General features: G+C 68.6%; 12 protein-coding genes and 1 tRNA gene. 4 read left to right on the top strand and 9 right to left on the bottom strand.

Annotated elements, in window-relative coordinates:
* Nucleotides 1–51 precede the first annotated feature (51 nt).
* A complete protein-coding gene (locus ACWA7K_RS03020; protein WP_456210330.1) occupies nucleotides 52–960 on the bottom strand; it encodes a TRAP transporter TatT component family protein in 909 nt (302 codons plus the stop codon).
* A 180-nt stretch (nucleotides 961–1,140) separates the two neighbouring features.
* Between ACWA7K_RS03020 and ACWA7K_RS03015 the strand changes: the two genes are divergently transcribed.
* From ACWA7K_RS03015 to ACWA7K_RS03000, 4 genes are all read left to right on the top strand, one after another.
* Entirely contained in the window at nucleotides 1,141–1,800 is a 660-nt protein-coding gene (locus ACWA7K_RS03015) for a hypothetical protein (RefSeq protein ID WP_456165521.1), read from the top strand.
* A complete protein-coding gene (locus tag ACWA7K_RS03010) occupies nucleotides 1,797–2,468 on the top strand; it encodes a hypothetical protein (protein WP_456165519.1) in 672 nt (223 codons plus the stop codon). Before ACWA7K_RS03015 ends, ACWA7K_RS03010 begins: the two co-directional genes overlap by 4 nt.
* Before the next feature lie 294 nt (nucleotides 2,469–2,762).
* Nucleotides 2,763–2,837, top strand: a tRNA-Arg gene (locus tag ACWA7K_RS03005).
* A 179-nt stretch (nucleotides 2,838–3,016) separates the two neighbouring features.
* Entirely contained in the window at nucleotides 3,017–4,261 is a 1,245-nt protein-coding gene (locus ACWA7K_RS03000; protein ID WP_456165517.1) for a tyrosine-type recombinase/integrase, read from the top strand.
* An 845-nt stretch (nucleotides 4,262–5,106) separates the two neighbouring features.
* Here the strand turns inward: ACWA7K_RS03000 and ACWA7K_RS02995 are convergent.
* The 8 genes from ACWA7K_RS02995 to xylF form a co-directional block, all read right to left on the bottom strand.
* Nucleotides 5,107–6,888, bottom strand: a complete 1,782-nt coding sequence (locus ACWA7K_RS02995) for an IlvD/Edd family dehydratase (RefSeq protein WP_456165515.1) — start codon at nucleotides 6,886–6,888, stop codon at nucleotides 5,107–5,109.
* Nucleotides 6,885–7,772 (bottom strand): SMP-30/gluconolactonase/LRE family protein, encoded by an 888-nt coding sequence (locus tag ACWA7K_RS02990; protein ID WP_456165513.1) that lies wholly within the window; start codon nucleotides 7,770–7,772, stop codon nucleotides 6,885–6,887. Before ACWA7K_RS02990 ends, ACWA7K_RS02995 begins: the two co-directional genes overlap by 4 nt.
* On the bottom strand, nucleotides 7,769–8,530 hold the full coding sequence (locus ACWA7K_RS02985) for an SDR family NAD(P)-dependent oxidoreductase (RefSeq protein ID WP_456165511.1): 762 nt from the start codon (nucleotides 8,528–8,530) through the stop codon (nucleotides 7,769–7,771). The genes ACWA7K_RS02990 and ACWA7K_RS02985 overlap by 4 nt, the downstream gene beginning before the upstream one ends.
* A gap of 97 nt (nucleotides 8,531–8,627) precedes the next feature.
* On the bottom strand, nucleotides 8,628–10,028 hold the full coding sequence (locus tag ACWA7K_RS02980; RefSeq protein WP_456165509.1) for a vanadium-dependent haloperoxidase: 1,401 nt from the start codon (nucleotides 10,026–10,028) through the stop codon (nucleotides 8,628–8,630).
* The gene (locus ACWA7K_RS02975; RefSeq protein ID WP_456165507.1) at nucleotides 10,025–11,653 is read right to left on the bottom strand and encodes a CRTAC1 family protein; all 1,629 of its coding nucleotides are present in this window, start codon (nucleotides 11,651–11,653) and stop codon (nucleotides 10,025–10,027) included. Before ACWA7K_RS02975 ends, ACWA7K_RS02980 begins: the two co-directional genes overlap by 4 nt.
* A gap of 16 nt (nucleotides 11,654–11,669) precedes the next feature.
* Nucleotides 11,670–12,476 carry an ATP-binding cassette domain-containing protein gene (locus ACWA7K_RS02970; RefSeq protein ID WP_456165505.1) on the bottom strand — a complete coding sequence of 269 codons (807 nt, stop codon included), beginning with the start codon at nucleotides 12,474–12,476 and terminating at the stop codon, nucleotides 11,670–11,672.
* Nucleotides 12,473–13,663: a sugar ABC transporter permease gene (locus ACWA7K_RS02965; protein ID WP_456165503.1), complete on the bottom strand. Its 1,191-nt coding sequence runs from the start codon at nucleotides 13,661–13,663 to the stop codon at nucleotides 12,473–12,475. Before ACWA7K_RS02965 ends, ACWA7K_RS02970 begins: the two co-directional genes overlap by 4 nt.
* Before the next feature lie 93 nt (nucleotides 13,664–13,756).
* Complete coding sequence (xylF, locus tag ACWA7K_RS02960) at nucleotides 13,757–14,779, bottom strand: D-xylose ABC transporter substrate-binding protein (RefSeq protein WP_456165501.1); 1,023 nt, start codon at nucleotides 14,777–14,779, stop codon at nucleotides 13,757–13,759.
* Nucleotides 14,780–14,940: the final 161 nt, after the last annotated feature.

Here is a 14,940-nt window from a genome sequence, read left to right as displayed (position 1 = left end):
GTGCGGAAGGCTTCCGGATCAGGTCGAGAGTCAGGGGTCAGGGGTCAAGGTTCAGAACAGGTCGTCGACCTGCGCCAGCAGCCAGGCGGCGCGCTCGCGCATCACCTCGTTGGCGACGTCGCGGTGCGCGGCACTGACGGCCAGGGCTTGCCGGAGCAGGGCCTCGAAGGCCGGGCGGTCGCCGGCCGGCAGCGCGATCGACTCGGCCTTGGCCAGCCAGGGCCCCGCCTGCCGGGTGCCGCCGAGCGCGATGGCGCGGTCGAAGTAGGTCAGCGCGGTCGCCGCCGAACCGCCGGGGCGCGCGGCCTCGAAGGTGCCCATCAGGCTGGCCAGCGCGCCATCGCCATGGCCCGGCGCGCGGGCATAGGCCAGGCCGGCCAGGCGCACCGCCAGCGGCAGATCGGCGACGGCATCCGGGTCATCCTTGGACAGCGAGATCGCACCGCCCCACGACGCGGCGGCCCAGTAGGCCAGCTCGACCTCGTCGGCCTTCAGGCGCGGCCAGCGGGCGGGGTCCGGGCTGGCGAGTGCGGCGGCGAAGCCGGGCGTGCGGCGCTCCAGCGCAGCCATCGCATGGCCCTGCGCACGCCGGTACAGCCGCCGGGCACGCTGGCGCAACTGCTGCGCGGCGGCGCTGTCGCGGGCCTCGATGCGGTCGGCCTCGAACGCGACGAAGGCATAGGCGTACTGCGTGAATCCGCCGGCCACCGCGCCGGACAACGCGGCGTGATCGGGCGCCTCGCGCAGCACCGACTCCGACAGCTTCAGGTAGAACGCGCTGGCTTCGCGGGCCAGCGTCAGGTCATCCTCGGCCGCCCCGGCCTGATCGGCCAGCTGATCGGCCAGTCGCTGGGCCACGATGCGATTGACCGAACAGCCGCCGAGCAGCAACATGATGACGACAAGCAACGCCAGCAGCGGTACTCGGCCAGCGCGAGCCGGCAGGGCGTGTGGAGACATCGGCATGGGCAGGCAGGTGGCAGGACATCGGGGCACGATGCCCGTCCGACGATCGCCACGAGTGTGCGGCGGCCGTGTGACAGGACGTTGTCGGTCCCGTGCCGTCCAACGGGCGCGCGCCATGCGGGCAGCCGCCACAGATCGAGCAGATCATGTGGGAACCAGGAAGGGTTGACGCTCATGGATTGGCCCACGATCGCGGAGATTTCGGCACTCGCGCCCTTGCCTGAGGGCTATTCGTACGAGCAGCTCTCACGCTCGGACGTGCCGGCCTTGATCGACAAGGTGCGGCGCTGGCATCCGGACATCGCCGTCGGCGGCGGCAGTTGCTACCTGCGCGAGGCCTTCTATGACACCAGCGTCTGCCTGGACCAGCAGACGCGCCAGGACGTGTTCGTCGGCGTCTTCAAGCACGCCGATCAACTCGTGGGCATGTGGTCGTGGGAACGGCTGCCCGACACGCTGGCGATGTATGGCCGCCTGATCGTCATCGCGCCCGAACACCGCAGCGCCAAGCTCGCGTCGGCCGTGATGCCACTGGCCGAGCGGGCCGGGCGGGCGATGGGCGCCGAGTTCCTGTTCGGTCTGGCCACGCTGAAGATCCCGCACATGCAGCACGCGCTCGAACGCGCGGGCTACCAGCTGATCGGCTTCACGTCAGGCTACGACTGCGAAGAGGTCGCGCCGGGCGACGTGCGACGGGTCTTCGAAGGGGTGTACTGCAAGGTGCTGGTGCCCGAGGACGAACTGGTCCGACCGGATCCGGCCAACCTGACGCCGCGCGCACGAGCGCTCTTTGACGTGCTGTTCCCGCAGCCGGATACGGGTGGATCGACATGAACTGGCTGCCCTGGAACGAAGCGCTGGGCCTGATCGATCTGCCGCCGGGCTATGCCGTCCAGACCCTCGCGAGCCGGCACATCGGCGACGTGACGGACGCCGTGCGGCGCTGGTATCCGGACATCGCGTACGGCGTGAACAGCGTCTTTCTGCGCGAGGACTTCTACCGCGATCGCGTGTGCCTGGACGGTGCCGTCGACCGGGACGTCATCACCCTCACGGTGTGGCACGGCGACGCGCTGGTGGGCGTGTGGGCGAGCGAGCGTGAAGTGGACTCGCTGGCGCTGTGGGGCCGCATCGTCGTGATGTCGCCGGACCATGCGGGCAAGGGCCTCACGCGCCGTCTCAACGACGGCATGGAAGAGGTGGGTCGCCGCATGGGTGCGGCGTTCATCTACGCGATGGTCACGCTCAAGCATCGATTCATGCAGCAAGGACTCGAGAGCGGTGGCTACCGATTGCTGGGATTCTTTCCGGGCTACGACCGCGAACTGATCTCGCCAGGGGTGGTCAAGCGCGTCTATCAGGCCGTCTATGCCAAGCTGCTCGCCCCGGAAGACAAGGTCCTGCGGCCCAACCCGAGGAACATGTCACCGACGGCTCGCCATCTGTACGGCTTGCTGTTTCCCGACTTGAACGGCGGGACTGACGGCATGGACCCCGATTGATCGAATCGATCCGGACTTCATCCGGAACATCGCGGGCACCAGGCTCTGCGTGGTCTGTCACAAGGCACCGGCGGCGTGCAACTGGCGCAAGGTGCTGACTCCGCCGCCAATGCGCAAGTCCAGCCTTGTCGCTGCAGCGCGGTCAGCGGCCAGGGCTACGGCAGGCGCGGCGTTGATGAAGTGGAAGGTGGTGCCGCCTTCCAAGTTGCCGCCCGGAAGCGATGTTCGCCACCCCTCTAGAATCCGCTCCCGCGCCCGCAACAGGCGCCGTCCAGCCCGTCAGCGTGACGTGCCCTCGCCGTAGTTCAATGGATAGAACGGCCGCCTCCTAAGCGGCAAATACAGGTTCGATTCCTGTCGGCGGGACCAAGTGGTCGTTTCAGAAGGTCCGGAAACGTCCCATACTGAGCTCCTCAGCAGCCATTTCCCCACTAGAACCCGCGAAGGCAAGTCCAGGATCGCATCATGTGGATCCGTTGAAGCGCAGGTTCATTGGGGGCAACATTGGGGGCAACTTGAGTTGCCCCTTCCTCCAGAGTTGCCCCCAGATGCCACTGACCGACATCACGATCCGCAAGGCCCGCCCCACGGACAAGACGCAGCGGCTGTTTGACGCAGGCGGGCTGTACCTTGAAGTTGCCCCCAGCGGGGGCAAGTGGTGGCGGCTGAAGTACCGGATCGACGGCAAGGAAAAGCGCATCAGTCTCGGCACCTTCCCGGCCGTCGGACTGAAGGAAGCGCGAGAAGCGCGTGACAGTGCCCGCTCGGACCTCGCGGCCAACCGGGATCCCAGCGTCGTCAAGCAACAGGCACGCGAGGAACGGCAGGCCAAGGCTGCGAGGGACTTCCGGACTGTCGCGACTCAGTGGCTGGCTCATCGAGCATCGGCATGGTCAGATGGGACGCTGGCCGCCATCACGGCCTCGTTCGAGAACCACGTCTATCCGAACATCGGCCACCTGCCAGTCGACGACGTCAACCCGAAACATGTGCGCGAGGTGGTCAAGGCCATTGAGTCGACCGGAGCTTCGGAGACCGCAGGACGGGTGTTCCAGCGCATCCGTGCGGTCTATCGGCACGCGATCGCCCACGACTTGGCGAAGGAGGATCCGACCTACCCGCTTAAGCCAATGGAGATTTTCCAGCCACGGATCACGCAGCATCGCGCGTCGCTCCCAGAAGCCGACATGCCCGGATTCCTGCGAACACTGGCCACCTACGAGGGAGATCCCAGCACCAAGCTGGCGCTCGAGTTGCTGATCCTCACGGCGGTGCGCCCCGGCGAGCTGCGAGGAATCCGATATTCAGAGATCGACGAGGAGCGCGCAATGTGGCGCATCCCGGCGGCGCGCATGAAGATGAAGACGGAGCACCTGGTGTCGCTCTCCCGTCAAGCCCTCGCCGTGATCGGGAAGGCGAAGGCACTGAATGACGGCTCTGACCTACTTTTCCCGTCGCCGTTCTACCCTGGAAAGCCACTGAGCGACGGCACGCTGAACAGTGCGCTGGCCAGACTGGGGTACAAGGGTCGAACGACCGCCCATGGCTTTCGCACCGTGTTCTCGACGTCAGCCAACGAAGCTGGCTGGCGCCCGGATGTCATCGAAAGACAACTGGCTCACGAGGAGCGTGACGCAGTGCGTGCGGCATACAACCGGGCGCAATGGTTGGAGGAAAGGCGGGAGCTGATGCAGTGGTGGGCAGACCGTCTGGACGGGTGGAAGGGTCTCAAGATCACGACGAATGCGAGCACTCGAAGGAAAATGCGAGCAACGAAGCAAGGACTTGGTTGAATGGCATCGCACGCTCGTCGCACGGGCAGGTCTCTCATCTAAACCGCCCAGCCAAACTGGCACGTGATGATCATCAGCCCAATGTCGTCATTCCAGCATCTCCTGTGCAATTCGACACCACGTTGTCCGCAGAAGTCTGAGGCTGTGTGAAACCCCTGTCGACCAGCCGCGCTCAAGCTATTCGGCACTCTCTACGACATCAAGCGCGAAGCCGAAGTTCTGGGGCGCGACCAGCGGCAAAGTCTGCGGCAAGCCAGGCTGGGCCGGCAGCCGCCCTGCTGCACCACTTGCTGATCGCCAACGGACAGAAAGTGCCAGATGGCAGTGAGACAGCCAAGTCCATAGACCACAGCCCCATGCGCTGGGCTGCCCTGACACGCTACATCAATGGCGGCGACTAGACCGTAGACAACAACCGTATCGAGAAACTGATCCGGCCCATCGCTGTCGGAATGCAAAAACGGCTGTTCGCCGGCAGTTTGCGCGCGGGCAAGCGCGCTGCGGCGGTGATGAGTCTGGTCACTCGGCCAACCTCAATTGCCTGAATCCATTCTCTCGTCTGCGCGATGGCTTGGAGCGATTGCCGATCCAGTCTGCAAGAAGCATCGCTGCATTGCTTCCGGATCGATGGCCGGCTGCATCCAACGGGGCTTGATCGCGTCCGACATCGTCATGGATGTTTGGACGAACGCTTACTTGGCGTCATCCATGTACCCATCGAACGATCCCCTGCGTACGCAGGCAAGTTGGCGCATGTCTCGCGATCAGAGTGCAAGCGAGGCAAGTTCGGCGTTACCGTCGCTCCATGTGAACGCGCCTCGCACGCCGAGCCGCCCCGCCGCTGATCAATGGTTGTGGCGCGGCGTGACGTTGCTGACCGTGCGGTACTTCAGCGCCAGCTCCATGCAGGCGCCGCTGTCGAGCTGGCCGACCGTCGCGCGGTAGATCTCCTGCCACGGCGTCTGGCTGGGCGGGACGGCCGGCAGGCCGGCCGTGCGACGGCGCGCCAGTTCCTCGTCGGCCACGAGCATGTCGCAGCGGCCGGCATTCAGGTCGACGCGGATGCGGTCGCCGGTCTGCAGCCAGGCCAGGCCGCCACCGGCCGCCGCCTCGGGCGAGGCGTTGAGGATGGACGGGCTGTCGGAGGTGCCCGACTGCCTGCCGTCGCCCAGCGTCGGCAGGCTCGTGATGCCGCGCCGGATCAGCGCATCGGGCGGCTGCATGTTGACGACCTCGGCCGAGCCGGGGAAGCCGATCGGGCCGGCGCCGCGCATGACCAGGATGCAGTCCTCGTCGATCGCCAGCGCCGGGTCGTTGATGCGGGCGTGGTAGTCGTCCGGACCGTCGAAGACGATGGCGCGGCCCTCGAAGATGCCCTCGGCGCCGGGCCGGCTGAGGTAGCGGCGGCGGAAGTCCGGCGAGATCACGCAGGTCTTCATGATCGCGAAGTCGAACAGGTTGCCGGCCAGCACGAGGAAGCCGGCCTTCTCCATCAGCGGCTGCTCGTAGGACGTGATGACGTCGGCATCGATGCTGCGCCGGCCCTCGACGTTGGCCGCCAGCGTCCGGCCGGTGACGGTCGCGCAGGAGCCGTCGACCCGGCCGACCCGGATCAGCTCGGCCAGCACCGCCGGCACGCCGCCGGCGCGGTGGAAGCTCTCGCCCAGGTACTTGCCGGCCGGCTGCATGTTGACCAGCAGCGGGATGTCGTGGGCCTGCTTCCAGTCCTCGGCCGTCAGCTCGAAGCCGGCATGGCGGGCCATGGCATGCAGGTGTGGCTGGGCGTTGGACGAGCCGCCCAGCGCGGTCACCGCCGCGATGGCGTTGAGGAAGGACCGCCGGCTCAGGATGCGCGAGGGCCGCAGGTCCTCATAGGCCATGTCGACGATGCGCCGGCCGGTCGCGTAGGCCATCTGCGCCCGCTCGCGGTAGGGCGCGGGGATGGCCGCGCAGCCCGGCAGCGACAGGCCCAGCACCTCGGCCAGCGCGTTCATGGTCGAGGCCGTGCCCATGGTGTTGCAGTGGCCGGCCGACGGGGCGGACGCGGCGGCGGCGTCGAGGAACTGCTCCTCGTCGATCTCGCCGGCCGCGAGCTGGCGGCGGCTGCGCCAGATCACCGTGCCGGAGCCGACGCGCTCGCCGTTCATCCAGCCGTCCAGCATCGGCCCGCCCGACAACACGATGGCCGGCAGGTCGACCGTGCTGGCGGCCATCACGCCCGAGGGCGTGGTCTTGTCGCAGCCGGTGGTCAGCACCACCGCGTCCAGCGGGTAGCCGTGCAGGATCTCGACCAGGCCCAGATAGGCGAGGTTGCGGTCGATCGCGGCGGTCGGGCGGCGACAGTTCTCGAAGATCGGATGGACCGGGAATTCGAGCGGGATGCCGCCCGCGTCGCGGATGCCCTCCTTGACCCGCTGCGCCAGCTCGACGTGGATGCGGTTGCAGGGTGACAGCTCGCTGCCGGTCTGGGCGATGCCGATGATGGGCCGACCCGAGCGCAGCTCGGCGGGGGTCAGGCCGTGGTTCATGAAGCGCTCGAGGTAGAGCGCGGTCTGGTCGATGCGATCGGCGTTGGCGAACCACTCGCGCGATCGGAAGGGGCGGACAGGGATGCGGGGCTCGGTCATGCGCTCAGGTCCCAGGCGGTCGACGGCAGACCCGGCGCCGGTGCCGTGAAGGCGAACAGGCCACCGGCCAGCGGCTGCGCGGCCAGCTCGGCCTCGCTCAGGCCCTTGCGCGCGGTGGTGACGTAGGCGGTGCGCAGGTCGGGGCCGCCGAAGGCCAGCTTGGTGACGTTGGCGCAGGGCAGCGACACGATGGCCAGCAAGCGGCCGTCCGGCGCATAAAGGCGCACGCCCCAGCCGCCGAAGAAGGCGACCCAGAGGCAGCCCTCGGCATCGACCGTGCTGCCATCGGGCCAGCCATGGCTGCCGTCGAAGCGCAGGAACAGCCGCTTGTTCGAGGTCGTGCCGTCGGCCGCCAGGTCGAAGGCATGGATCTCGCGCCGGACCGTGTCGGTGTGGTACAGCGTGCGGCCGTCCGGGCTGGTGACCGGGCCGTTGGTGATGCAGATGCCGTCGTCGTGGCGCGTCAGACGGCCTTGCACGCACGCATACAGCGCGCCGCTCAAGGCGGTCTCGGCATCGTCCATGGACCCGAACCAGAGCCGTCCGGCGGCATCGACGTGGGCATCGTTGAGGCGGTTGCCAGGGCGGTCCTGCTCGAAGCTCAGCAGCGGCCGGCTCTGCCCGTTGCGCGGGTCGAAGGCGCGCAGCTCGCCGGGCAGGCCGATGACCAGTTCACCGCCCGTCGCGGGCAGCGCGAAGCCGGCCTGGCCGGGCAGCGCCCAGGTCTGGCCGCCTTCGGTCCCGGGCACATGGCGATGCAGCTGGTGGCGCTTGATGTCGACGAACCAGAGGCAGGCGTCGGGCACCGACCAGACCGGTCCTTCGCCGAGGGTGGCCGAGAGCGGCCAGACGCAGGTGACGTCCGTCGAGGGTTCCGTTGTCATCTCCACCCCGCATCGACGAAGTAGTTGTGGGCGGTGCACATGCGACCGTCGTCCGAGGCCAGGAACAGCACCATCGCGGCGACGTGTTCCGGGTCCACGCGTTCCTTCAGGCACTGGGCCGCGAGCATGCGGGCCTCCTCGTCCGGGTTGTGCCAGAGCCGGGTCTGGCGCGGCGTGCGGATGCCGCCGGGCACGACGCAGTTGACGCGGATCCCGTCGCCGCCGAGGTCACGCGCCAGCGCACGGGTCATGGCCTCGATGCCGCCCTTGGCGGTCTCGTAGATCACCAGGTCGGGCAAGGCCAGGTGCCAGGACACCGAGCCCATGTTGACGATGGAACCGCCGCCGGCCGCCCGCATCGACGGTGCCACCGCCTGGCTGCAGAACAGCAGGTGGCGCAGGTTGACGGCGATGCGGCGGTCCCAGTACGCCGGCGTGATCTCGGCCAGCGTGTGGCGGTCGTCGTTGGCGGCGTTGTTGACCAGCACGTCGACGCCGCCGCTGGCCGCGAGGATCTGCGCGAAGGTCGCGCCGACCTGGTCGAGCTCGGTCAGGTCGCAGTGCAGGAAGCGCGGCGGGTGCTTCGCGCCCGCCAGACGAAGGGCCAGGGCCTGCGCCTCGTCGTCGCAGATGTCGAGGAAGAAGACCTGGGCGTCCTGCCGCACGAAGGCTTCGACCAGCGCGGCGCCGATGCCGGAGCCGCCGCCGGTGACGACGACGCGCTTGCCGGACAGGCTGGGGTAGAACGCAGTGTTCATCGAAGGAGGTCCGCAAGGAAAACGTGGCGGGCACACGGACCGCCGGAGCATGGGCCGCTGGCGCAAGGGCCCGGTACGTCACCGGGCCAAGCAGAGGTCAAGGCGACTGCCTGAACATCAGCTTCGCCACCCGCTGCGCCACGCAGTTGCCCTGTAACTTGCCACCTTCCACTCCGGAGCGAAAGTGGATCCCGGCGTAGAGCCGCGACAGCGCCGCCTCGTCGGCCGCCGCCTTGAAGCTCGGGAAGGTGCGCGGGCCCCAGCCCCGGTCGTTGTGGGTGTTGTCGGTGAAGGCGACGTTGGCGCCGAAGATCGACGCCAGCACCGCCGCCGCCGCGCTCGACTGCACCGAGTGGCCGGACGGGTACTCCGGGAAGGGCGGCGTGTGCATCAGCTGCGGCACCCAGTTGCTGTCGATCGCCAGCTGGACGTAGGTCACCGGGCGCAGCAGGTTGACCGTGTACTTGGTGTGCCAGCAGGCCACGAAGGCATCGGACATGGCGATGTTCAGCCGCGCGTAGGCCTCGGCCGCCTCGGCCAGATTGGCCTTGCGCGCCTTCAGCAGGTCACCGGCGATGTAGGCCCAGTGACCGGCCGGCGTCGGCGTCTTCAGCGGGTCGTCGGCCCAGTACAGCGCGTACTGGCGCTGCGCCTGCGTGGCGGCGTTGGCGATGCGCCAGACCTCCAGGCCCTCGGCATGGAAGGCGGAGCCGGGCTCCTCCGAATACGGCGGTGGCGGCGGGGCCGGGCAGTCCGCGCCGCTGGCCAGCACGAAGGGCCGGTTGCGGCCCCACTCGGGCAGCAGCGGCGGCGAGAAGGTCGGCGGCGTGACCGACCACCGGCCCGGACCGCTCGGCGGCACGAAGTTGGCGCGGTCGCGCCGGATCGGCCCCCAGGCCTCGTGGCCGCCGTCGGTGCGGGCCCAGGTCATCACGGCCATGGCCATGAGCTTGCCGAAGCTCTCGGAACGCTGCGTGATCTCGGGCGTCAGCTGGCTGGTGTCGAAGTCCTGCAGATCCTTCAGCGGCAGGCTGCGTTCGAGCAGGTCGATGCGGCCCTTGTTCTCGGCGCTGGCGTTCGGAAACATCATCCGCGCCATGGTCGCCATCGCCGCGTTCGCGACGGTGGGCCAGTGCAGCACCTCGTCGGGCTGGGCCCAGGGCAGCGAACTCAGCTCGTTGAGCTGGCCGGCCAGGCTGCGGTGTTCCGGCATGCCGGGCACGACCGCCTCGTACAGCGTCAAGCCCAGGTAGCCCAGCGCGCGGGCGGCCACCGGCGGGCTGAAGCCGGGTGTCTGCTGGGTGATCTGAAGGATCAGCTCGAACCAGTCGGTCGCGACGCGCGAGCTGTAGGCCTGCGGTGGCGTCAGCGTGATGGCCTCGCTCACCACCGGCTGGGCCGTCGACGGCGCCGGCAGCAGGGCCAGTCCGCCGATCAGCCAGGCGATGCTGCCGATCAGGACACGGTGCGGCCAGGCGTGGCGGGAGGTTGGCTTCATGGCTGTTTCCAGGGGGCGACCCCGGTGTCCCGGTCGATCACGAGGAAGGCATCGGCCGCGACCTCCTGCCAGTCGCTCCAGGGGCCATGCGGCCACTGCACGCGGACCCTGGCCCGCTCGGCCGGGCCCAGGCCGACGTGCAGCCAGCCCAGCTGGCCGCTGGCATGGCCGCCGCCGACGGTGACTTCCTGGCGCACCACGCGAGCGCCCAGGTCGACCTCGACCCAGGCACCGATCGCGTCGCGGTTGCCGCCCGGCTGGCGCAGCCGCAGCTGCAGCCAGTGGCCCATGGCCTTGGGCTGTCGGGCCGTGCCGGCACCGAGGTTGCGCCACAGCTGGGCCTGGTCCCAGCGGTTGATGACCACCAGGTCGAGCAGGCCGTCGCCGTTGAGGTCGGACACCATCGCGCCGCGTCCTCGCCGCACGCTGGCCACGTTGGCGGTCTGGCCGGCCTCGACGAAGGTGCCGTCGGCGCGCTGCAGCAGCAGGTTGTTCGGGTCGAGCGCGGCGAAGTCCGGCATGGCCGCGACGTTGCCCTTGGCGATGAAGAGGTCGGCGTGGCCGTCGTTGTTGACGTCGGCGAACTGCGCATGCCAGGCCGTCGACGGATGGATGTCGCCACCGACATAGGGCCGGTGCGCGGTCGCGCCGCGCACGTAGGCGATGTCCTTGTAGGTCGGCGTCGACGCGTCGCCCGCGAGGGTCTGCATCTTGTTGTCGGACATGCTGGTCAGCACGTACTCGGGGTAGCCGTCGCCGTCGAGGTCGTGGCTGGCGATGCCCATGCCCCAGATCTGCAGCGGCTTCCAGCCCTCCTTTGCCGAGTAAAGCTGCGGCGCCTCGCCGGGACGCAGCTGCCAGAGCTGCTCCTGGCCGCCCTTGTAGTACTCGCGGTCGTTGCTGACCCGCAGCGAGGCATGGCCGGAGCGGTTCCAGTCCGAGAACAGCATCGACAGCGCGCAATGCCCCGGCAGCAGCGGCGTGGCCGGCGCGTAGCCGGTGCCGGAGTCCGCCGGCCGCAGCAGCAGGCCGGGCGTGCAGCTGCCCCAGGGGAAGTCCGGCCGGGCCCGGTCGACGTAGGTGCCGAAGGCGAGCGTCGGCCAGGTCTGGCCCTGTTCCCAGGTCGCCGAGAAGGCGGTGTGCCAGCCGTTGGTGGTCGTGACCTGCCAGCGCTCGGTCGCACGCTCGAAGCGGCAGCCGCCCAGGCCGCGGAAGACCTGCACCTCGCCGACCCGCAGCACGACCAGGTCGGCCTGGCCGTCGCCGTCGATGTCCAGCGGGTAGGCGCCGATCGCGTTGGTCAGTTCCAGGCCGGAGCGCATCTCCTCCAGCCGGATCGGGCCGCCCCGCGTCGAGCGGTTGCGGTAGAGCTTGGCCTTGTTGACGCCGCCGGTGACGTAGAGCTCGGGCAGGCCGTCGTCGTCGCAGTCGAACACCGCGACGCCGCCGCCCACCATGTACTCGCTGTCGCCGTCGAAGCGGCTCTGCAGGCCCGACGGGCCGGTCTCCTCGACATAGCGCGGGACCGCCGGCTCGTCGGCTGCCGCAGCAGCGAGGCCTGGCGCGGCAGCCAGCGTGAGGCAGCCAGCGGCCCACAGGGCCGCGGCCAGGTCTGAACGGCTCATCGGCGGCCTCGTCGCGTCAGATCACGGGCTCGAAGCACTCGGGCACGCGCGTGACCTTCTTGCCCGCGATGATCATGCCCAGCACCTCGTCCTCGGTGACGTCGGCGGTGCGGTAGGTGCCCACCGCCTTGCCGTTCTTCATCACGCACAGGCGGTCAGACAGGCCGAACACGTCGGGCATGTCGTGCGAGATCAGGAAGATGCCCACGCCCGAGGCCTTCAGCTTGCGCACCAGGTCGTGGACCATGCGGGTCTCTTCCGGACCGAGCGCCGCGCAGGGCTCGTCCATGATCAGGGCCTTGGCCTTGAAGTAGATCGCCCGCGAGATCGCCACCACCTGGCGCTGACCGCCCGACAGGGCACGCACCGGCACGCGGATGTTCTTGAAGTTCGGGTTGAGCTGGCGGAAGACCTCGCCGGCCGCCTTCTCCATCGCGTGGTCGTCCAGCGTGCCCCAGCGCGTCTTCAGCTCGCGGCCGAGGAACAGGTTGGCAACGCTGTCGAGGTTGTCGGCCAGCGCGAGCGTCTGGTAGATGGTCTCGACGCCCAGGGCCTGCGAATCGGCCGGGCTCTCGATCTGGGCGCGTTCGCCGTTGACGACGATCTCGCCGCCCGTGATCGGCAGCGCGCCGGCCAGCATCTTCATCAGCGTGGACTTGCCCGCGCCGTTGTGGCCCAGCAGGGCGACGACCTCGCCCGGGTGCAGCTTGAGGCTGACGTTCTCGACCGCGTGCACGCCACCGAAGGTCTTGCTGATGTTGCGCAGGTCGATCAGCGCATCCGGGCGCGTCGCGCTGCTGTTGTTCTCTTGGCTGTTGCTCACGACATCCGCTCCCCAGTTGCGCGGCGGTAGACCACATCGAAGACCACGGCGACGATCAGCACCTGGCCGATGATCACCAGCCGCTGGCCGACGCCCACGTCGAGCAGCAGCAGGCCGCTTTCCAGGAACTGGATCACCAGCGCGCCCAGCACGGTGCCGAGCACCGAGCCGCTGCCGCCGGCCAGTGCGACGCCGCCGATCACGGCCGCCGCGATCGCGTACAGCTCCATGCCGGTGCCCAGCGAGGCGGTGCCGGCATTCAGGCGCGAGATCGCGACCATCGCGGCGATGGTGGTCATGAAGCCCAGCAGCAGGAAGGTCTTGAGCGTCACCCACTTCACCGGGATGCCCACCAGCGTGGCCGCCTCGGGGTTGCCGCCGATGGCGTAGATGTAGCGGCCGAAGGCGGTGCGGTTGATGATGAAGGCGACGACGCCGACCACCACCGCCCAGATCAGCACCGGGTTGGGGATGCCCTGCGGCACGTCCTTGCTGGGGATCTGGTACGCGCACATCACCGCGACGAAGCCGAGGATGACGACGCAGAAGAAGGCGCAGATGGCCAGGTCGACCGGCAGCGGCCGCGAGGCCAGACCATGCTTGGAGGCCGAGCGACGGCGGTTGGACATGTTCCAGACGATGGCCACACAGCCGAGCAGTCCGAGGACCCAGCTGGCGGTCGTGCCGATGGAGCCGTCGAGGCCGCCACCGATGAGCAGGAAGACGGGATCGGTCACCGGTTGCGTGCGACCGTCGGAGAACAGGAAGGCGATGCCGCGAAAGGACACCAGGCCGCCCAGCGTGACGACGAAGGACGCGACGCCCAGGTAGGCCGTCAGCCAGCCCTGGTAGAGGTAGACGCCCATGGAGATGGCCAGGCCGACCAGGCTGGCCGGCACCCAGTGCCAGCCCTTGCTGTACATGAGGTAGGCGATGGCCACGCCGACGGTGGCCAGCACCGAGCCGACCGACAGGTCGATCTGGCGCGAGACGATCACGAGGCCGATCGCGGCGGCCACGATGCCGACGACCGCGCTCTGCTGCGCGATGTTGTAGAGGTTCTCGGGGGTGAGAAAGATGCCGGTCACGGCATGAAAGGCCAGCGCCATCACGACCAGCACGCCGGCCATGATCAGCAGGCGCAGGTCCAGCGTGCTGATTTGGAGTTTTTCTCGCAGGGATCGCATCGGAAACCTCGGTGGATTCGGGGTCTGCGCAGGGAAAAACGGGGCGTGCCGCTCACGACGGCACGCACCCGCAAACCCCATCGGAGACGAGTCTTACTTGCAGGCCGCCGGAGCGTTGGCGCCGCTCACGCCCTTGCAGGCGACTTCCTTCTTGATCCAGCCACCCTTGATGACGGCGTCAAGCTTGTCGGCCGTGACCGGCAGCGGCTTGAGCAGCATGGCATTCATCATCACGCCCTTCTCGCCACCGTTGAAGGTGCTGGCACCGGCCGGCTTCTGGCCCTTGGCCAGCGCGACGGCGATGTCGGCACCGGCCTTGCCCAGCTCGCGCGAGTCCTTCCAGACCGAGACGGTCTGGCTGCCCAGCGCGACGCGGTTCAGTGCGGCGTGGTCGCCGTCCTGGCCCGACACCGGCACGCCCTTGATGCCCTTGGAGGACAGCGCGGCGACGACGCCACCGGCCATGCCGTCGTTCGAGCACACGACCGCGTCGACCTTGCCGCCGGTCTTGGTCAGGATCTGCTCCATGTTCTTCTGGGCGGCTTCGGGCTTCCAGTCGTCGGTGTACTCCTCGCCGACGATCTTGATGTCACCCTTGGCGATCGCGTCGGCCAGGACTTCCTGCTGGCCCGAGCGCAGCAGGTTGGCGTTCGGGTCGGTCGAGGCGCCCTTGATCATGGCGTAGTTGCCCTTGGGCTTGGCGGCCAGGATGGCGCGGGCCTGCATGCGGCCGACTTCCTTGTTGTCGAACGAGAGGTAGAACACCTCGGGCGACTCGATCAGGCGGTCATAGGCGATGACGGGGATGCCGCGGGCCTTGGCCTTGGCCAGTGCCGGCGCGATCGCGTCCTTGTCCTGGGCCAGGATCAGCAGGACCTTGGCGCCCTTGTTGATCAGGCCGTCGATGTCGGCCAGCTGCTTCTCGGCCGAGGCCGCCGCGTCTGCCGCGACATAGGTCGCGCCATGCTTGGCCAGCTGGTCCTTCAGCGCCTTCTCGTCGGTCGTCCAGCGCTCTTCGCGGAAGTTCGACCAGCTCACGCCGACCAGCTGCGCCATCGAGGTGGTGCTGGCGGCGGCGAACAGGGCCGCGATGAGGATCTTGCGTTGCAGATTCATGCTTGTCTCCAGAGGAATGGGATGTGCGACCGAGGACGGAATCGGCACGATGCGATCTGATCCCGGGCCGTCCCCCGGGACTGGATGAAGAACTGCGCCCGTCCGGATCACCGCCCGCCGCCATGCTTCGGGGCGGGTGGCACCGGTTTCGAACGCACGGG

It is taken from the genome of Leptothrix mechoopdaensis (SeqCode) (assembly GCF_053893855.1).
Note: the sequence above shows the minus strand (reverse complement) of the source record. Positions and strands in the feature narration are given on the sequence as shown.